Source organism: Larkinella arboricola (assembly GCF_003259745.1).
GTDB classification, from domain to species: domain Bacteria; phylum Bacteroidota; class Bacteroidia; order Cytophagales; family Spirosomataceae; genus Larkinella; species Larkinella arboricola.
On sequence record NZ_QLMC01000003.1, the window covers coordinates 123,387 to 143,543 of the forward strand.

General features: G+C 52.6%; 14 protein-coding genes. 7 read left to right on the plus strand and 7 right to left on the minus strand.

Annotation, left to right across the window (positions count from 1 at the left end; translation table 11 throughout):
- Window positions 1–224: 224 nt before the first annotated feature.
- The 3 genes from LX87_RS11930 to LX87_RS11940 all read right to left on the minus strand — a co-directional run bounded on the left by LX87_RS11930 (window position 225) and on the right by LX87_RS11940 (window position 6,980).
- Window positions 225–1,457, minus strand: coding sequence for a PQQ-dependent sugar dehydrogenase (locus LX87_RS11930; protein ID WP_111629173.1), 1,233 nt, complete (start codon window positions 1,455–1,457; stop codon window positions 225–227).
- Window positions 1,458–1,594: 137 nt separating this feature from the next.
- Complete coding sequence (locus tag LX87_RS11935) at window positions 1,595–3,595, minus strand: FAD-dependent oxidoreductase (RefSeq protein ID WP_111628475.1); 2,001 nt, start codon at window positions 3,593–3,595, stop codon at window positions 1,595–1,597.
- A gap of 208 nt (window positions 3,596–3,803) precedes the next feature.
- Window positions 3,804–6,980 carry a PVC-type heme-binding CxxCH protein gene (locus LX87_RS11940; RefSeq protein WP_111628476.1) on the minus strand — a complete coding sequence of 1,059 codons (3,177 nt, stop codon included), beginning with the start codon at window positions 6,978–6,980 and terminating at the stop codon, window positions 3,804–3,806.
- Between the two features lie 364 nt (window positions 6,981–7,344).
- Here LX87_RS11940 and LX87_RS11945 point away from each other — a divergent pair, with 364 nt between their 5' ends.
- Window positions 7,345–7,890 carry a hypothetical protein gene (locus LX87_RS11945; RefSeq protein ID WP_111628477.1) on the plus strand — a complete coding sequence of 182 codons (546 nt, stop codon included), beginning with the start codon at window positions 7,345–7,347 and terminating at the stop codon, window positions 7,888–7,890.
- A 159-nt stretch (window positions 7,891–8,049) separates the two neighbouring features.
- Here LX87_RS11945 and LX87_RS11950 read toward each other — a convergent pair whose 3' ends face one another.
- The 3 genes from LX87_RS11950 to LX87_RS11960 form a co-directional block, all read right to left on the minus strand.
- Window positions 8,050–9,732, minus strand: a complete 1,683-nt coding sequence (locus LX87_RS11950) for a PLP-dependent transferase (RefSeq protein ID WP_111628478.1) — start codon at window positions 9,730–9,732, stop codon at window positions 8,050–8,052.
- A 417-nt stretch (window positions 9,733–10,149) separates the two neighbouring features.
- Window positions 10,150–10,419, minus strand: coding sequence for a hypothetical protein (locus tag LX87_RS11955; protein ID WP_111628479.1), 270 nt, complete (start codon window positions 10,417–10,419; stop codon window positions 10,150–10,152).
- 157 nt (window positions 10,420–10,576) lie between these two features.
- On the minus strand, window positions 10,577–12,139 hold the full coding sequence (locus LX87_RS11960) for an FG-GAP repeat domain-containing protein (protein WP_170139353.1): 1,563 nt from the start codon (window positions 12,137–12,139) through the stop codon (window positions 10,577–10,579).
- Between the two features lie 133 nt (window positions 12,140–12,272).
- Here LX87_RS11960 and LX87_RS11965 point away from each other — a divergent pair, with 133 nt between their 5' ends.
- Together LX87_RS11965 and LX87_RS11970 are read left to right on the plus strand one after the other, a co-directional pair.
- Window positions 12,273–13,751, plus strand: coding sequence for a gluconokinase (locus LX87_RS11965; protein WP_111628481.1), 1,479 nt, complete (start codon window positions 12,273–12,275; stop codon window positions 13,749–13,751).
- 14 nt (window positions 13,752–13,765) lie between these two features.
- The gene (locus LX87_RS11970) at window positions 13,766–15,181 is read left to right on the plus strand and encodes an RtcB family protein (RefSeq protein WP_111628482.1); all 1,416 of its coding nucleotides are present in this window, start codon (window positions 13,766–13,768) and stop codon (window positions 15,179–15,181) included.
- Here the strand turns inward: LX87_RS11970 and LX87_RS11975 are convergent, their stop codons facing one another.
- Window positions 15,182–15,736 (minus strand): RNA polymerase sigma factor, encoded by a 555-nt coding sequence (locus LX87_RS11975; protein WP_111628483.1) that lies wholly within the window; start codon window positions 15,734–15,736, stop codon window positions 15,182–15,184. It lies immediately after the preceding gene.
- A 468-nt stretch (window positions 15,737–16,204) separates the two neighbouring features.
- Between LX87_RS11975 and LX87_RS11980 the strand changes: the two genes are divergently transcribed.
- From LX87_RS11980 to LX87_RS11995, 4 genes are all read left to right on the plus strand, one after another.
- A complete protein-coding gene (locus LX87_RS11980; RefSeq protein WP_111628484.1) occupies window positions 16,205–16,915 on the plus strand; it encodes a LytR/AlgR family response regulator transcription factor in 711 nt (236 codons plus the stop codon).
- Window positions 16,916–17,048: 133 nt separating this feature from the next.
- Window positions 17,049–17,933 (plus strand): trypsin-like peptidase domain-containing protein, encoded by an 885-nt coding sequence (locus tag LX87_RS11985; RefSeq protein WP_111628485.1) that lies wholly within the window; start codon window positions 17,049–17,051, stop codon window positions 17,931–17,933.
- Window positions 17,934–17,998: 65 nt separating this feature from the next.
- Window positions 17,999–19,081, plus strand: coding sequence for a M20 family metallo-hydrolase (locus LX87_RS11990; RefSeq protein ID WP_111628486.1), 1,083 nt, complete (start codon window positions 17,999–18,001; stop codon window positions 19,079–19,081).
- Between the two features lie 3 nt (window positions 19,082–19,084).
- The gene (locus tag LX87_RS11995; protein WP_111628487.1) at window positions 19,085–20,062 is read left to right on the plus strand and encodes a type I phosphomannose isomerase catalytic subunit; all 978 of its coding nucleotides are present in this window, start codon (window positions 19,085–19,087) and stop codon (window positions 20,060–20,062) included.
- The last annotated feature ends 95 nt before the right edge of the window (window positions 20,063–20,157 follow it).

A 20,157-nucleotide genomic window follows, 5' to 3' on the forward strand; every position in this document is an offset into this window, starting at 1 on the left:
CCCGGCGGCTTACCCAGCGCTGGCGGGTTTCTGCTGGAGCGGGCACAGTTGATTCACCCCTACGAATTAACAAATCCTCTCAAGGGAACCCACGTCATCGACGGTTATTACTGGTTCGGCCAGCCTTACTAAATGGACTACAGAAAGAGTAGCGTTCATAAAAAGAAAAAGCGCACGGCAGTTGCTGTGCGCTTTTTTATTAAGCGTGAATAACGAAACAGGCGTTATTTCTTATCAATCCGGTACAATCTTCCCTGGTCGGTGACGGCGTATAAAGCGCCATCTTTACCCTGGGTTATATCCCGGAAACGCTGGCCTTCATCCGCCAGCAATCTTTCTTCCCCGACCACCTTGTTGTTCTCAATCACAAGCCGTACAATGTGCATACTGCTCAGACCGCCGATAAACAAATTGTTTTTCCACTCGGGGATGTTGTCGCTGCTGTAAAAAGTCATACCGCTGGGCGAAACAACGGGATCCCAGTAGTAAACTGGCTGCTCCATTCCTTCTTTCTGCTGAATGGGCGCCCCAATTTTTTCACCACTGTATTCAATACCGTACGTAATGGTAGGCCATCCGTAATTCTTACCCGGCTGAATCCGGTTCAGTTCGTCGCCACCCCGTGGGCCAAATTCAACTTCCCACAGATCGCCGGTTACCGGGTGAAACGCAAGGCCCTGCACATTCCGGTGGCCGTACGAATACAGTTCCGGTTTGGCATTAGCCTGGCCCTGGAATGGATTTCCGGCTACCGGTTTGCCATCTTTGGTGATCCGGATCACTTTTCCCAGACTGGAGTTTAACGCCTGGGCCTGGGGCCGGGTCACTTTGTCCGAGCGTTCGCCGGTGCTGATAATCAGGTTGCCGTCTTTGTCAAAAACAATCCGTCCGCCATAGTGCAGCGTGCCTTTATAAGCCGGGGTGGCCCGGTAAATTACCGTAGCGCCCTCCATTCTTTTTTCGTCGGCAGAAAGTTTACCTTTGGCAACCGCCGTCAGATTTCCTTCGGGGAGCGGCTCGGAAAACACCCAGTACACCATTCGGTTCTGTTCAAAATTCGGGTCAAGCCGAATACCCAGCAGCCCGCCCTGCCCGTCGGAATTCACCTTGGGAATACCGGCGATGGGTGCGCCCAGGGCCCCGTTTGTGCTTGCGATGCGCATGGTTCCGGACTTTTCAGTGATGATAAACCGGCCATCGGGCAGGCTCGTGATGCCCCAGGGATTTTTCAGTTCGCTGGTCAGGACTTTTCCTTCGTAAGCCGTACGCGATTTTACCCCGCCAATCCGGGTTTGCCCCGCATAGGCGGGTTTGTAGTTCGTATTGGCGGCTTTGGTTTCGACCGGTGCCGCTGTGGTGTCCGTTTTCACCACGTTCGAGCTTTCGGACGTATTTTTTCCGCAGGCAGAAAAAGCAAGCGTACTTCCGGCAAGAAGTAGAGGCAGAATTTTAGTCATTGTGCTTTTTTGTTTCAGGTTAACGTACTTCAAAAATAGAAGTTTTATCGGGGAGGTAACACCAGATTGGCAAAAAGCGTTTGGCCCCGGAAACGCACACGCTAATTTTTAGCTACTTTCTATTCGTCGTCAGTTTGTCAAAACGCCGGTACGAACAGGACGGCATCGGCTACCACCGGGCCGTCGGCCTGCCGGGCGGCAATTTCAACCGATGCGGCTTTGCCTTTTGGCAACTCATATTCGCCCAGCGCAACCCACTCACCCGAGGTCTGGCCCACCACCACAATATCCGCCGGTTTGATCGGAACGGCTTTGCTGGTTTTGCCATCAAACACCGTGATCGTTAGTTCAGAGGCCGTTTTAGCCAGCCGCGGAAAATAGGTGTAAAGACGGTATTTACCCGGTTTGACTACTTCCGGCGTAAACCGCACGGACGCCTTCTCTCCGTTCTGTTCTTCGTGTACCAGATACGAGGGGCCATACCCGGCTTTGCTCTTGTTCTCCAGTCGCCATGAACCCGTAGTTGCCGTCAGCGCCTGATTCTCATTATCCACCAGAATTTCCGATGTGCTGCCATCGGCCAGCGGATCGGCTTTCAGCCGCTGCTGTAGTTTTGGTACGTCAATTTGCTGGACACTCGTGTTACCATCAATCGCCATCACAGCCGCCAGGGCCGTCGACTGGCCCAGCACCATGAACACCGGCTCCATCCGAATCGACCCGTAGGCAATGTGCGATGCCGACAGGCAAACCGGCACCAGCAGATTCTGGCATTCGCTCTCTTTCGGAATCAGCGCCCGGTAGGAGATCGGATACGGCCCAAAACCGCCTACTTCCACGTTGCCTTCATTTTTGGCCATCTTCCTGCCGTCTTTCTCAATGACAATCCGCTGGATATTGTGCGAATCCATTGTGTAAGCCGCCATTCCCACCCCGTCGGTCACCACCTCTTTTCCCTGGCAGTTGGCCTGCGTCATCACGTACGCTCCCACCATCCGGCGTGCTTCCCGCACGTACAATTGCGGGGACCAGTGGCCGTTGTCGGTGTACTCGTCTTTGGGGTAACCCCATTTGAGCATTTCCTGCCGAAGCTCCTGCGGCACGCGCGGATCGTGACCGAAGAAATACAGCAGGCTTTTAGTATACAGTTCGTGATCGCGGATGATCTGCGCCCGTTTCTGATAACTTCCGTCGGGGTATTCATAATTCATACCGATCATGTCGGTCGAAAAGCCGTTGCGGTTGTTGATGTCGGTTTTCTGGTTGGGCATATGGCTCCAGATAAAATAGTCATTCAGAGCGCGTTTCTGGGGTTGAGCCGCGATCAGCCGCACCAGCAATTCGAATTGGGTGGAGTCATAACCAGCCGGGCGGGTGATGGGCACCTGGTTGGCCGGATTGGAAGTCAGACAGATGCGGTAATTGTAAGCCTGGACTTTGGTGTCGCCCGTACCGTTGGGTTCCAGCTTCGCCGGACTGACGCCCCAGACCAGACCGGATTGCGGCTGGCCCGGTGTTTTGTACGGATCAATGCCGTCCGGCAGTTGGTGCCCTGTCATTAGCTGCACCCCGCTAAGCGTCTCGTTGTACCTTGCGTTATCTTCCCGGCCCACAAAGTACGACACACCGGCTTTGGCCATCAGATCGCCTTCGTAGGAGCAGTCAATAAACATTTTAGCCCGAACCGTGCGTCTGGCCGACGGTTTATCCGAATTCTCGAGTACAATCTCCTGAATGCGGCCCTTGGTTTTCCTGACACTGGCCAGCCGGTGTGAAAACAGCACATCCACCTGACCACGTTTAACATAGTCGTTAAAGAGGTTTTCGGCTACGTGGGGTTCAAAAATCCATTGTTCAAACTTGCCGTAGTGCTGGCCGATGCGCCGGTAATAGTCGCGGGAGATGCCGGTGATGGCGTATTTGTTGCCAATGTCGGTCAGGCCCAGACCGCCGGAGGTCATGCCGCCCAGGTGCCTGCCGGGTTCGATCAGGAGTACGGTTTTACCGGCTTTTCGGGCGGTATAAGCCGCGATGACACCGCCCGAGGTGCCGCCGTAAACGCAGATGTCTACCTGCTGCTGAGCAAGGGTCGAGCCGATGAGAAAGAGATTGAGACAGATCAGTATGACGTATCGCATAGTTATAAATCAGTATGTACTAGCGCTTAACAAAAACCGTAGAACCAGCGAAGTCGGTACCCAACGCTATGCATGGATAGCTAAATTCCTGCGGAATAAAGAAGGAAAACGGGGAAAGCTACTGACAACCCGGCTTTTGCCAGCGGTTATAAAACAAAAAGAACTCGCCAGAACGGGCCAGCGAGTTCTTTTTGCAGATCAGACGTTGTTATTTCTCCATCGGATGTTCTTTCAGCAGTTGATCCGGAGAATAAAAATCTTTTTTGTTTTCGGTCGCCATTCTGACCCTCTTAACCTGTTCCGGCGAAATAGCCGAGGCCTGGTTGCCGAACGAATTCCGCACATAAGTCAGCACCGCAGCCAGTTCATCGTCCTTGAGCAGCCCACCAAAGGGCGTCATCGGAACCTGACCGGGGTAGTTCTTGCCCTGTACTTCAATCGGCCCCAGCAGACCTTTCAGCGCCAGTTTGATCAGTCGATCCTGATTACCGTTCACCCAGTTGGTGCCCGTCAGCGGGGGGAAACCGGAAGCCGCCAGACCTTTACCATCGGCCTGGTGGCAGGTAACGCAGTAGCCTTCCCGACCGTAAATCTCCTTGCCCTGGTTGTAGAGCGCCAGTTCGGCTCCTTTCAGACTGGAAGCCACCACTTTTTCTTTGATCGGTTTCACGTTCTCGTCTTTCAGGTGCGCTACGGCGGTGGCGTGGGCGTGAACCATCCACTCGTCCAGCGGTTTTTTAGCGGCTTCCTCCAGAATGGGCAGCCCTTTTTCCGGACTAATCCAGGAAGCGGCCACAATGGCAGCCAACCGTACCCGACTGTTTTCGTCGCGGGCAGCCTGCATCAGCAGATCCGCCTGATCGGCCACCTGATGCCCCGTATACCGGACCACCTGCACGGCTGCGGCCCGGGCGTGGTAATCTTTGGCTTTCAGCATTTGGCGCAGCAACGACTGGTCTACTTTGTTCAGCCCCCAGCTTACCCACAACCCTTCCAGCAGGTGGTGTTCGTAGCGGGGATCGTTTTTGTCCAGTTTCGCAACCCAGGTTTTGAGTTTGGCCAGCACCTGATTCGCATCCCGTCCGCGCAGTTCACGCCGGGTGCGGTAACGGGTGCGGTATTCGGGCAGCTTCAGGTTATCCAGCAGTTCGTCAATACTGGCGCCGTCAATTTTGGCCGGTTTCACCAGCGGCCGCGATGGGTACGTAATCCGGTAAACCCGTCCGTGCGAGTGGTCGCGCAGGGGGTCGCGGGCGTTGTGCTGCATGTGACCAATCAGAATGTTGTGCCAGTCGATGAGGTACAGCGAACCGTCGGGTGCAAACTCCATATCAACCGGGCGGAAGTTACGGTCTTCGCTCACCACCAGATCCATGCGGTGTTTGCTTTTATACCCCGTGCCGTCATCCACCAGCGTGTGTTCTTTTGTTCCCAAAAAACCGATGGTGTTGTTGATCAGGAAATCGCCCTGCAATTCGTCGGGAAAATGGCGGCTCGATACAAACTCCAGACCGGACGTAGGACGCACACGGTGGGCCTCCTCAACCAATTGCGCCGACTTGTGCGTGGCCTGTCCGTACCGCGGAAAGACCGACCCCGGCATCATCCAGCGTACATCGGGGCTGGAGGTTTCGGCAAAGAAAGGCTGCCCCCAGTCATCAAAGGCAATGCCCCAGGGGTTCGGAATGGAAAGCTGCGCCGTCCGTTCCAGCTTTTTGAGTTGCGGTGCGTACCGGTAAAAACCACCATTGGTGGCGCGTACCGGCCCGTAGGATGTTTCAACGTTGGTATGCAGAAACACGCCCTCGCCCGAGTAAATGGCCCCGGACGGATCGACCGTAAAGGCGTGGCTGTTGTGGTGGGTGTCGTGGTCGTCAAAACCGCTCAGCAGAACTTCTACTTTGTCGGCCTTGTCGTCGCCGTTGGTGTCCGTATACAGTTTCAGGTTGGTTCCCTGCGAAACATACACGCCTTCCTTGGCGATTTCAAAGCCCAGTGGCAGGTGTAACCCATCGGCAAAAACCGTCTCCTTATCGGCTTTATTGTCGCCGTTGGTATCTTCCAGAATAATAATCTTGTCGTTGGGTCTGGTGTCGCCGGGCTTGTAATGCGGATAACTCGGCATACACGCTACCCAAAGCCGTCCTTTGCTGTCGAACGACATCTGCATCGGTTTGGCCAGATTCGGAAACTCCTGTTCGGTAGCAAATAGGTCGATTTTGTAGCCCTGCGATACTTTCAGTTTCGCCAGCGCGTCATTGCCGTAGAGGTACGTCAGGCTGCCGTTTTTCTCGGGGTTGAAGTTGGTTTTAACAGGGGGCAGCGGGCGGGTATTCTTATCAGCCGCAGCCAGGTCCGTTTTTTGGCCTTTCGATGCCGCCAGCCAGATGGCTTTATCCCGAATGTCGGTCATCTCCCGGATTTTCTCGATCTCGGCGGGGTAGTTGTCCGGACCAAACGGGTTATACCGACGACCGTAGACGTGCACACCGTTCGGAATTTTGAAGTCGTTGTGCCACATCCAGTTTTTCTCCATCACCATCTCGTGCACCAGTTTGCGGTTGGCCTGGGCTTTGGGGGCCACTTTGCCAAACACCTGATCGGCCAGCAACAGGCCCAGTTTCTGGTAGCCCGCTTCGTTCAATTGCGAACCGTCGATGGTTAAATCTTCTTTGCTGGCGGCATACCATTGCTGCGACGGCGTGAAGGCATCCACAAATAGCACGTTATTTTGCCCGGCCACTTCCTTCATGGCCTGGGTGTACAGCGCCAGATTCTCGTTTTCCTTTTTGCCATTTGGCAGGTCAAACTTGGCCGACAAATCTTCAAAGGCGATGGGCGACACCAGGGCCAGTTGCGGGGCCGAAACCCCGTTGTATTTCTGATTTAGCGTCCATTTTACAAACGCATCCAGTTCGGCTTTGTACCGGTCCAGTCCTTTTTTTCCCTGAAATGATTCATTGTAACCAAAAAATGCCACGATGATGTCCGCTTTCAGTCGGTTGAGCCATTGTTCGGGGGTATCAAAATGCCCTTCACTGTGCGAATTGTTCGCAAACTCGGTTCCTTCAAAAAACTTTTCGGCGCCGGGAAACGCCCACGGTGAGTTGCGGCTGGCGTGGGGCCGAAAGCCGGGCGTGTCGCCCCCGTCGCACATATTCCGGATGAAAAGAGCACTTTCCGGATACCGGACCTGCATTTCGGTTTCGAAGGTCCCGTAGTTCATCATGCGCGAACCCAGGTTGTTACCAAGCAACACGATATGCGCTCCCTTTTTGATTTGTAACGTTTTAGATTCATTAACCTGAAACGCACTGAATGCGATCAGCGCCAATCCAACTGCCGTGAGCAATCCAATGAGGCTTCTTTTTCGGGGTTTAGACATTTGCTTTTTGCGAGTAGAATCCAACTTTTTAAACCAAATTCATTTCAACGACCCACTGGTTTAAAGCAGGTTATGGGATAGGACACTATTCATCTTAGTAATTAAGTCAACGTTGCGATTTTTCTACCTGTGAATGCCCATTTTAATCTGGAGGGTCATCGTCTCCGCAGAGCCGACGCTTCCCTTTCGGATTCAAAATGCCTCTTTCCGATTTCAGCCACAACAATTCAGTCGTTTATTTCAGCAATTCAGTCATCGGTTCCGGCTTTTCGCAAAGCCGGTTTTTGGGTGTACGGATGCGTTTACCTTGCTTTGCACTCATTCTGACAATCAGAATAGCAAACAACAAAACGACTGAACAAGTATGAAAATGCGTTTTCTGGCGCTTATGGCGCTGGTTATCCTCTCAGTCGCCTGCAAAAAAGGCGGCAGTGAAATTGATCCGGAAACGGGTGAACCCTCCGGCGGTTCCGGCAAAATACCGTCTGAACTGGTCGGTAAGTGGTCGTACGGCATTTTCTCTCCGACTAACTTCTGGGACTATAACGGTAAGTATTCCGGCAACGCCTACGAGCAGGCACTGGTATTCGAATTTCACCCGAACGGCACGTACGAAGAATACATCATTAACTCCACCACGAGTTACAACTGCCGGACGGAAGCCTATACGTTTTTCAAAGGAACCGTGAAGGTAAATGAAGCCAATCGGACCTTTACAATTACGCCAACCAGCGGCAACTACCGGGGTTTTTATTCCTGCGCTCCCAAAAGCAACATCAACCGCGACGCCCGCAAAGACGAGCTGAAACAGGAAACCATGAATTATCAGGTGGAATCGGGCAAAGTCGCCATTAAGCTTTCGGATGCCGAAAATCCACAGGGTGTGCGGCTCAAGGCCGTTACCTGGTAAACAAACCGTCCGATTTCATGCATTTCATGACGGCTTTGGGGCTGTTCCGGCTGGTATGCAGCGTCATATTAGGTACTTCCGCGCCAGTAACCAGGTACTATAAAACGAAAGCCCGATATGCATACCGGGCTTTCGTTTTATAAAATCACTCGCTTCGTTCTAGGTCGAAAACGGTCTGCCGGATGGCACAACGATCCGCTGGCGGCTGGACGAAACGGCCGATCGTTTGGCCGTAAATTTCGCGTTGATGTACTCAACCATGTCAATCTCGCCGGTAATGGTATCGCCCGAAAGTTTTCCGTAAAACGTCATCACCAGGTTATCGCCCGGTACACTATACCGGCTCTGGAACCGTACCTCGTCTCCTTCAATCGAACCAATCAGATCGCGGGCCGCAAACTCGCCTTTGTGCGTTCCCGTCAGCCAGTTACCATCCTGTTTTTCAATGATGAACGTATGCTGGCTTTTGCTGGTGTAAAAATCAATGCTCACCTCCCACCGGCCACTCAGATCGGCTGCGGGCGCTTTCATTTCGGTTGGTGTGACTGATGCACTGCGTTTGCGGGTCAGGATTTCATGCACCCGTTTGGCTACAATCACCTCATTACCCGCTCCCATCATGTAGGCAGCAATCGTAATGGAAGTGGTCGGTGGAGTGGAACCGGAAGCAGGCTGTCCCCGCCGAAAACCAGTCCCTACCGCAACCCGGGGCTTGGTGGTTGCCAGTTCATCGGCCACTTCCTGCCCGGTGATGTGCAGTTTCGTCGGGTCCCAGCTAATGGTCAGCATGGGGGTTGCATTGTCCAGCGCGCCTTCCTCCGGCCGTCGCACATTTAGCTGCACCCCGTTGATACCGGACAGCTTTTTCGAGATGGTTTCCAGCCAGGATACCCAGGTGTCCATTTCGGCCTTATGGTCCCGAACGGCCCAGGCTTCCACGGCCGCCAGCATCCCGATTTGCTCCTCGCGTCCAATCTTATTGTTCCGACACGGCCCGTGGTGGGGGGCACTGGCCTGCCAGGCCGACATCAGAATATCTTTATTTCCAAGCAACAGACCGGCGCTCTGCGGCCCCCGGATCACTTTCCCTCCGCTATAGCCCACCACCGACGCTCCGGCCTGAAGGTGGATATTCGGGATGGTAAGCCGTTCAGCGGCTGCGTCGACCAGGATGGGGACATTTTTCGGTTTGGCGATTTTGGCTACGTTGGCAACCGTCCAGGGCTCCTGACCCGGCATCATATAAATCATGGCCGTCCGCGGATTGATGGACGTTTCCAGTTCTTCGAGGGTATGAACCGTAATTACTTTCACTCCGCAGTTCCGGATGGCGTGATCGTACACGTTGCGGGATGACCGGGGAATGATGACTTCCGTTTTTTCAAAACCTTCCAGATTCGGAATACGAATCAGTTTTTCGGGATTGCCGCCCGCCAGAATGCCCGCCGTCACCTCGTTGAGACCCGCAGCGCAGCCCGACGACACCATGCCCCATTCAGCTCCGGTAATTTCAGACAGCCGTTTGCCGATCCCGAAGGCCAGTTCGTCAATCTGAACGTTGTACCGGCTGGCGTACTCCATAGCCTCCTTCACTTCGGGGAGTTCCATCGATGCACCAATGATGGTGAACGTGCCACGGCAGTTGATGATGGGCTCCACTCCGATGGATTGGTAAATCTGCGGCCCGGCTTTCAGCGGTCCCATGGCGGGCGCTACCTGAGCTGCGGCCTTCCGGAACCAGTTTGATGCCGGACGGCTTTCTGCAAAAGCTTCTACACTGCCGACCATACTTCCCGCCAATGGTAGAAGACTTAATTCTTTCAGTATTTCTCTTCGTTTCATACGCTTACAAAGCTGAATTTTAATATAAAATAAGTGGTGAGCTTTCAATGCCTGTAAATTCCGGTATGAGCAGCGCAGGGATCACCTGGAGAGATGGCCTAAAAAACGTCGTATGGCTATGGGGACAATCGAACAGTTATTATTTAAACAACAAGTATACTAATACAGCATGAATTTATCGTAATAAGCGGCTGATTTTTCAGATCGTTTGCCAGAGAAACTGTTTATCCAATCATTCTTTGGCTGCTTCTTCTAGAAGGCATTTCCAGAAGCGGCTCGTTCGGAGGTTAGATACGGGGAGCCTATAAAGAACTCAGCCACAATGCCGTACGGACAAATGGCAACCAGAAACCGTAAATAAACAGATGGGAACAGGCAAAACCACGATTTGATTGTTGGCAGGACCGGCCGTTTTTGTTAATTGGCCGACAGGTAGTAACCATCTTTGAAACGGGTGGCGTAAACGTACAGAATGGCCCAGTTGACTTTTGCAGGTGGCGTTTTGAAAGGGATAAAATCAATGCAGGTATTGATAGGTGTGCGGCACGTTTCTAAATCCTGCTCAATAGCATCCAACCGGAGGCTGAGTTCCTTCAGGCGCTGATTGATCATGCGCTGCCTTCGGGCAATTTCGTCCACTTTCGCCAGCAATTCCTGGCATCTTCCAATCAAATAGCTTTTTTTCATTGGCTTCACTTCGCCGATGAATACGCTTCACCTGCTTTTTTTAGTACCCTTCTAAATCGGGATAATGTTACCACTTAGCAGACTAAAAACCCAATTAGTTAAAAATTTTTTTATTTATTTGTAGATTCCCAAGTTCTAAGCCATTTTATCAGCAAAACTAATCCTGTTTTTTCGTCTGATTTTCGAGGAGCATCACCCCTGCTTTTGTTTTTCGCCACCGCTCCAGCAATTCTTTCGGGGTGGGCGTTACGCGTAACGCAAACGACCCCAGCAGAATATCTTCATCCCCATCCTGATCAACGTCGGCAGCGTCCATCGTCAGCCAGGCTCCCCGATCGGCTTCCGGAAACATGGCGGCCCGGAAACGGTTTTTGCCCCGGTTTTCCAGATAGACAAAGTTTTCCAGCCGTTTCCGCGAAAAATCCGGAAAGAAAGCGATAGCAGCCACATCCAGATCCCCGTCGCCATCGAAGTCACGGGCCAGGGCTTTCGTCGCGCCGTGCATGGGGTAAAACCAGACCTGCCGAAACCGGAAATTACCGTCGTTGCGAAACAGCCGAATACCGTGATACCGCTTCGGGGAACTGGAAAAATCGGCATTGTCGCCGTTGGTATACAGCAGGTCCATATCACCATCCTTGTCAAAATCAACAACATCCAGGTGAATCGAGCCGAATACGGGCGGAAAACGCAGCACGGTTTTTTTCCAGAACCGCCCCCCGCCTTCGTTGTTAAAAATCGCCACCTGCTCATCGCTCTGGGACAACAGCGCCACAATGTCGGCCCGGCCGTCGCCGTTCATATCGGTCACCACGGTTCGGATGGCCCCCGGCACGGGTTCCAGGATGTGTTCAATGTAGGCCGTTCCGGTATTTTCAAACCAGCTCAACTGCCCCAGGTAATACCCAAACTGGCATACCAGAATGTCTTCCCGGCCATCCCCGTTCAGGTCGGCATACGTGGCCTCGACCGGTCGTTGCAGCTTTTGCAGCAATACCGTCCGTTCCGGTTTCTGCGTTGCCGGGTTTAGGTGCAGCAGCTCGCCATTCATTCGATCATTGGGGTCCATGGTGCCCATCGTCAGCACATCCAGACTCCCATCGGCGCGGACACGCAGGCTGGACGGCGGATTGAACGTGACCATCGAATCAACTTTTTGCAGATCTTGGTCCAGAAAAAACAGTTTCCCGCGCCGACTGCCCACGGCTATCCGGCGGCTGCGGGGTTCGTATTGCAGCAGCGTAATCAGGTTATCGACCGGCTGGGCGGGCTGGCGGACTTTAAAAAGCGGCAACTGACTAGTGATTGCGGGCTTTGGAGCCTGGGGCAACGGCTTTTCCGGCGCATTGGTGACGTAGTAATCCGTGATTTTCTGCCAGTCGTCGGGGTGTAGCATGGGTGCGTCGGCAAAAGCGCTGGAATGCATAACCCGTTCAATTTCGTCCGGCCCGCTCATCTGCCGAAAAGGCGATAAGGAGTCCGCCATAAAGCCCATCCGAAGGGCCATGTGCGGCAGGACTTTGTGCTTCCAGATTTGTTTCTCCAGCAAATCCGGCGTCGGAACGGCGTGGCAATTGTTGCAATAGGTCTGGGCAAGCTCCCGTCCACTTAAGCCCGACGGCTCTTTGGGTGTGGTCGACTTTGGGTTCTGTTGACAGGCAAATAAACAGCTTACAAAAAACAAAAAGGCGAAAGACGAAATTGATTTATTAAAAGACATCTTATAAAAAAAGGCATTTAACAAACTTATCACAAAACCGTCTGTTTTCAAACTGGCCAGAAAAGCTGACGGTAGTTTTGCGAAATCACTATCACTTTTTCTTTTTTCTTTGCACGGCACTAACCCTACTCGAATGAACTGTATCCTCGGCGTCGACATCGGAACCACGAATGTTAAAGCGCTCGCTTTCCATCCCGAATCCGGCGAGATTGTTGCGCACGCATCGGCTCCACTGACCACCCTCAATCCGCAACCCGGCTATGCGGAACAAGACCCGGAGGAGGTCTGGAAGAAATTGACGGACGTTCTGGAAGAGGTGTGCCGGGAAGTGGGGCAGCAACAGGGCACCGTCGAAGCCGTGGGATTCAGCGCGGCCATGCACAGCATTCTGGCGGTTGATGACCACGGAAAACCGCTCACCAACGCGATTCTCTGGTCAGACAACCGCTCAGAGAAACAGGCCGATGCGCTGCGGCAGGAGCAGGCTGATCTGGGCAAGACCATTTACCAGCAAACCGGCACCCCGCTGCACCCCATGATTCCGTTGTGCAAACTGGCGTGGTTTCGGGAAAATGATCTGCGGCTGCTGCGCCGGGCCACCGGCTGGCTTTCGATCAAAGAATACATCTGGCATAAACTCACGGGCCAGTATCAGGTCGATTATTCGATTGCTACGGCCACGGGTCTGTTTGACAGCCAGCAAAAGGCGTGGTACCCCGTTGCGCTGGACTATGCCGGCATTCGGCCTGAGCAACTGTCAGAACCCGTACCGACCACCCACGCCAGCAGGCTTAACTACCCCGATCTGCCCCAAACCGTTACGGACTGCCTGACCGGTGCCACCTTATACATCGGTGCATCGGACGGCTGCCTGGCCAATCTGGGCGCGGGGGCCATCGGTGCCGGGATTACCACCATCACGATCGGCACCAGCGGAGCCATCCGGCGCACGGTTCAACGACCGCTTCGCGACGAGCACGGACGGTTGTTCAGCTATATTCTGAATGTTGACGATAAGACCGATAAAAATTATTTTGTTGTGGGTGGCCCGACCAACAACGGTGCAAACGTGTTGCAATGGCTCTCAGAGAAATTGATGCTGGCCGAAACCGATGCGGTGCTGGCCGAAGCGCAAACGGTACCCGCCGGCTCCGACGATCTGCTGTTTTTACCTTACTTACAGGGTGAACGGGCCCCACTGTGGGATGCCGGGGTGCGCGGTTCGTATCTGAACGTCGACTGGCAGCACGGGCGGGCGCACTTTGTCCGGGCGGCTCTGGAGGGTGTTTTGTTCAATCTGCTCCGCACGGAGCGGATTTTATCCCGGCATACCGGCCCAACGCAGGTGATTCACGCCAACGGCGGATTTGCCCAGTCCGAATTTTGGGTGCAGATGATGGCCGACATCTTTGGCGTTCCGGTCCGACTCAACGAAAGCAACGAAAGCGGGTCCATTGGCGCAATTTTATTAACCATGAAAGCTACCGGACGAGTTACCTCTTTGGGAGAAGCGATGCGCTACGTCGGGTTCGGCCAGACGTTTGAACCGGATGCCGAGTGCCACCGACGGTATCAGCAAGTGTATCAGCGATTTGAGAAGGCACTACCTTAATCGTATCCACAACCATGAAATTAAAACTAACCGGTAAGGATCTTCGCAAGATTGGCTATCCGGAAGGAAAAGTCATCAGCATTGCCATTAGTGTCATGCAGCATTCGTTTAAGCATACTTCCCACAAGGAAGCGCTAGAACTGCTGGAGAAAGTGCGGCAAAACCCTACGAAATACCTGAAAAACGAGACACTCGGAACGATTGCCGCCGAACTGATTGAAAAGCCCGCCCCTAAACCCGCCGACGAAATTCCGCTGAGCGAAGAACGGAAAGAATATACGGTTTTCGGGGCCGACCACATCGAAGCCGGTGCCATCAACCAGATGGAGATTGCCATGCGGTTGCCCGTAACGGTGGCCGGTGCGCTGATGCCCGACGCTCATCAGGGATATGGTCTGCCAATTGGCGGGGTCCTGGCTGCCCACAATGCCATCATACCGTACGGGGTGGGTGTTGATATTGGCTGCCGAATGTGCCTGAGTATTTACGACTTACCCGAAAATACCGTTTACGGCGAAACCAAGAAGCTGAAAAACATCCTGCAACGTGAAACACTTTTTGGCGCGGGTCGGGAGTTCAGCAAGCCGATGGACGACGAAGTACTCGACCGGCCCGAGTTCCGGCAAATCCCGTTGCTGCGTGGACTGCACGACAAAGCCGTCCGGCAAATCGGTTCGTCGGGGTCGGGCAACCACTTTGTGGAGTTCGGCATTGCCGAAATCACCGATCCGGACAATGAATTTGGCGTTCCGGCAGGCACGTACCTGGCCTTGCTATCGCACTCGGGTTCGCGGGGGTTGGGAGCCAGCATTGCTAACCATTTTACGCGGGTGGCGATGGAGAAAACCCCTCTACCGAGCCAGGCCAAACATTTGGCCTGGTTGTCGTTAGAGAGTGAGGCAGGACAGGAATACTGGTTATCAATGAATCTGGCTGGCGATTATGCGTCGGCCTGTCACCACCAGATTCACCACAAAATTGCCCGGGCACTGGGTCAGAAACCGCTGGCGATGGTGGAAAATCACCACAACTTTGCCTGGAAAGAACGCCATGCCGGACCGGGTGCCGAACCCCAGGAGCTGATTGTTCACCGCAAAGGAGCCACTCCGGCAGGCAAAGGCGTACTCGGGATCATTCCCGGTTCCATGACACAGCCCGGCTTTATTGTGCGCGGACGGGGCGAAGCCGCTTCTCTGGATTCGGCGTCGCACGGAGCCGGACGCAGGCTCTCGCGCACGGCGGCTAAAAACAGCCTCACGTGGTCGCAGGTCCAGGATATGCTGAATCAAAATGGAATCACGTTGCTCGGCGGGGGCCTGGACGAAGCGCCGATGGCTTACAAAGACATCAATCAGGTAATGAGTTTTCAGCGCGACCTGGTTGATGTAGTAGGGCGGTTTCAGCCTAAAATTGTCCGGATGGATGATTAATTAATCCGCAACAAACTGTCTCTGATACGCTTCAGCGATCTGGTCACGGGTGCGTTTCAGACGCATCTTGACCGCGCTGTTGTTGATATTGTATTGCCGGGCGATGTCGGCAATATCAATGTTTTCTATATACTTAAGCTGGAGCAGGGCCTTTTTATCCGGTTCAAGCCCCTCTAAAACTACAGCCAGCTGACTCAGCATCAGATGCTTGATATCTGTCACGTCGGTATCCTGAACGTTCTCAACATCGACTTCATCCATAGCCACCAGCTCCATCCGACTGGCAGCCCGGGCTCTTTGCCGACAGTAGTTCTGAGAAATGGCGAATAACCAGGTTGAAAAAGCAGAGCGCCCCTGAAACTGATCTATTTTTACAAAAACCTGAAGAAAAATGTCGTGCATATAATCTTCGGCTTTAATCGGATCACGGGTAAATGCCAGACAACTACCATATACCTTCTGTGCGTATCGCTTATAGAGAGTAGATAGACAAGCTGTTCGATTGCTAACCAAGTAAGAACCAATGAGTTCCTCATCACATAACATACATTTCATCGGACAGAAAAAATTAGGATTATAGATACTACTCTGCGTTAATCAGGGAAAAAAATAGCTTGTCTGCCTGCTTTATCAGACGTTAACTGTCCGCTATGTTACAGATTTTGCTTGATTTTAAGGTACTGAGCCCTTTCTATATCAGCCAAACACAAATAATAACCATATCAATCAGCATTTTAACCATATCAAATAGCACGTTTTGGCCCTAATTGCCACTACTCAGACAAAAGTACTTATAACCAAACCGTCTATCACTTCTGTTGTATGTTACCCATTTCATGAAAAATGGAACATAAATAACTTTTCAGGAGTCCTGGGCACATAGAATTTCCTATCTTACTAAGCGGCCTCAATTCTTTTTAATCAATTCTTTGTATGAACAAAACGTTTACGTACATTTACTAGTCGTCATATATTGGTAACCGCCCATTACAACTCTGCCTATTATACCTTATTAACTCGCTTATGCAATACCGTTCCTGTCTTATTATCGAAGATTCGGGTCCTGACGCGGACGTACTTAAAGAATATATCGCTAAAACGCCTTTTTTTTTGGCCCCTCAGGTTTGCTCTAACATACTGGAAGCCTCAACCCTCCTGCAAAGGCAGCATTTTGACCTCATCTTTCTGGATATTAAGCTCCCCGGCCAGTCGGGCCTCGACCTTCTGCGCTTATTTCCAAAACCGTTACCCGTCATTGTCACAACCGCCTATCCAGAATTTGCCGTTGAATGTTATGACCTTTCGGTGGCAGACTATCTCCTGAAACCTTTCACATTTAGCCGCTTTACGCGAGCCCTCAACCGCGCATTGGGCGTCCAACTGGCTTCCAACAGCCTGACGGAGGACAAATACATCTTCTTAAAGGTGGGGCATTCGATGCAGCGTTTCGATTATGATGCCATCGACTATATTCAGGCTTTCGGTACCTACTGCAAAGTATTTATCAATCAGAAGGTCGTGGTTGTCAACGAAATCATTTCCCATCTGGAGAATATTCTTCCCAAGCAAAAATTTCTACGAATTCATAAGTCTTACCTGACAAATCTGGCGAAGATCAACAGCTACAATTACCGGAGTGTCGTTGTCGGTTCGGCAAAACTACCGCTGGGGGCCTCCTACCGTGAAAAGTTTGAAGGTTTTCTGAACCTGCTCGACCGCCGATCCGAAGTATAACCTTCCGGCTAAAGGCGTCCTGGCCTTGAACTGGCGAGCTTATTGATGAATAAGCGGTAGCAATTGAACCCCGTTCGACTCGAATCAAGCGGTGGATTTATTATCTTGCGCCCCTGTTTTTACCACCGAAATTATGTTTGTTGAAGCCATTGAGCGGGTCGACCCTTTCGTGCGTCCTATTTTATCGATCGTCCGGCGGTATGGCAGCAGCGAAGTGATTCCGGCCTGTTCGACCATGTTTTTCGTCAACGAGCAGGCGTATGCCGTTACCTGTAAACACGTTGCCGAGCAACTGATACAGTCGGAAACCATCCACCAGAATTATCTGAAGTTTCAGGGCGAACGCCGTTCGATCATGCGGGCTCCCAATTCGGCACGCCGGCTGGAAGAACTGGAAAAAAAATACAACCTGCGGCAGGAAAGCATCATTCAGATCAAAAATCAATTCGGCAGTTCGTTCGATCAGTCGTCACGAATTACCTACCACCTGCACCCCACGCAGGATCTGGCGGTGATTCATTTTGAAGGGTATAACCAGCTTAAATACAATTCATGCGCGGTGTTCCTGCGCGACAGCAGCAAAATCAGGCAGGGCCGGAGCCTGTGCCGGTTAGGCTATCCCTTCCCCGAATTTACGAACTACCGCTACAACGCAGAACGCGACGAAATTGAATGGACCACCGACGGGCGCACCAGCACCCCCCGGTTTCCCATCGACGGCATCGTAACCCGGCTGCGGGCCGAAAACAACGAGGTTGTAGGGGTTGAAATGAGCACCCCCGGTTTGCGCGGCCAAAGCGGAGGCCCGCTTTTTGATACCAACGGTATTATTTACGGAATGCAGAGCTCAACCCGGCATTTGCATCTCGGGTTTGACATTGAAGACCGTGAAGTGATCGTTAACGGACGCCTGACCCGGGTATCGAATTATCCCTTTCTGAACGTCGGGCAGTGTGTTCATGTTGATATTATCAAGAAGTTTCTGCGGGAACTGAACATCAAATTTTATGAAGGATAGACCCGTTCTATTCCTAAAATGCCCTGAATACCGGGTGAGTGCTTATACCGTAACTTGAACACGTAATGATTTCACAATTAACGGCGTATTCGTTGGAGACACAAACTGAATCGGCGATTGACTTGCTTAAACGTCTTATAGCAACACCTTCGTTTAGTCGAGAAGAGGACCGCACGGCCCTGGTGATCGAAGATTTTTTCCGGGAGCAAAACATCCCCTATCGGCGAACCAAAAATAACGTCTGGACGCATAACCACCATTTTGACCCGGCCAAACCCACGCTGCTGCTTAACTCGCACCACGATACCGTCAAACCCAATGCTTCGTGGACGCTCGACCCGTTTCAGCCCCTCGAACGCGACGGCAAACTTTACGGTCTGGGCAGCAACGACGCCGGGGGAAGTCTGGTGTCGCTCATGGCAACTTTTTGCCATTTCTATAACAAAGAGGACCTGGCCTACAATATTGTCATGGCGGCCACGGCGGAGGAAGAGATTTCCGGGCGTGATGGTCTGGAACTGATCCTGCCGGAACTACCACCCATCGATTTTGCCATCGTGGGCGAACCGACGCAAATGCACCTGGCCGTGGCCGAAAAAGGACTGCTGGTGCTGGATTGCACGGCGAAGGGCAAATCCGGTCATGCCGCCCGCGACGAGGGTGATAACGCCATCTACTACGCCATCAAGGATATTGCGTGGCTGACGAGCAACCCGTTCCCGAAAATATCGCCGACGCTGGGGCCGGTGAAGCTGTCGGTGACGGTCATCAACGCCGGTTCGCAGCACAATGTCGTGCCCGACACCTGCACGTTTACAGTCGATGTGCGCGTCACGGAACAATACACGCTGGAAGAAATTGTCGAAACCATCCGCCAGAACATCCGCTCCACGGTACAGCCGCGCTCCATTCGGCTAAAACCGTCGAGTATTCCGCTCGATCACCCGATTGTGCGGGCCGGTATCCTGATGAACCGCGAAACGTACGGGTCACCGACTACATCCGATCAGGCCCTGCTGGATTGCCCCTCGCTCAAATGCGGCCCCGGTCATTCCGAACGATCACACACCGCCGACGAATTTATTTATTTGCGGGAAGTTGAACAGGGAATCGAGTTATATATTCGAATGTTGGAACAAATCCTGTAAACCATGCTCTACCCACTCACATTTGAGACCATTTTTAAAGATAAAATCTGGGGCGGCCAGAAAATAAAAACCGTTCTGGGCAAAGACTTTTCACCCCTACCCAACTGCGGAGAAACGTGGGAAATCTCCGGTGTTGCGGGTAATATTTCCGTGGTGGCCGAAGGGCCGCTTAAGGGAAAAAGCCTTCAGGAACTGCTGGAACAGTATAAAGAAGAGTTGGTTGGCAAACACGTATACGAACGGTTTGGCAACGAATTTCCGCTGCTGGTCAAATTCATCGACGCCAACGACGACCTCTCGATTCAGGTACACCCGGACGACAAACTGGCGAAAGAGCGGCACAATAGCTTCGGTAAAACCGAAATGTGGTACATCCTTGAAGCCGACCAGGGGGCCACGCTGAACTCGGGTTTCAACCGGGAAGTGACGAAAGAAGAATACGTGAAAGCCGTTGCGGACAACACGCTGATGGACATTCTGAACATCGAAAAAGTCGAGGCTGGTGACGTGTTCTTTCTGCCCGCCGGACGGGTTCACTACATCGGAAAAGGGATTCTGCTGGCCGAAATTCAGCAAACTTCCGACATCACGTACCGCATTTATGATTTCGACCGCACCGACGACAAAGGGCAGAAACGCGAACTGCACACCGAACTGGCCGTCGATGCAATCAACTACCAGCACTACGATCACTACAAAACGCAGTACGATCAGCAGCCGAACCACAGCGTCAATGCCGTTACCAGCGACTACTTTGTAACCAACGTCCTGAATTTCGACCAGGAAGTCCTGCACGATTATACCCATCTGGATTCGTTCGTCATTCTGGTCTGCGTCGGCGGTTCGCTAACCGTCGAAACCGGCGAAGGCTACCGAATCCCGCTGAAAATGGGCCAGTGTGCGCTGCTTCCGGCTTCAACCAAACAAGTAACGCTGGTTCCCGACGGCGACATGACCGTGCTGGAATCATACGTTCCCTAAAGGAGTTAAGAGTGATGAATGAAGAGTGAAGAGTTGGCTCCGCCGGAGATAGCGTGCATCATGCCTACTCATAACTCTCCATTCTTCACTCTTAA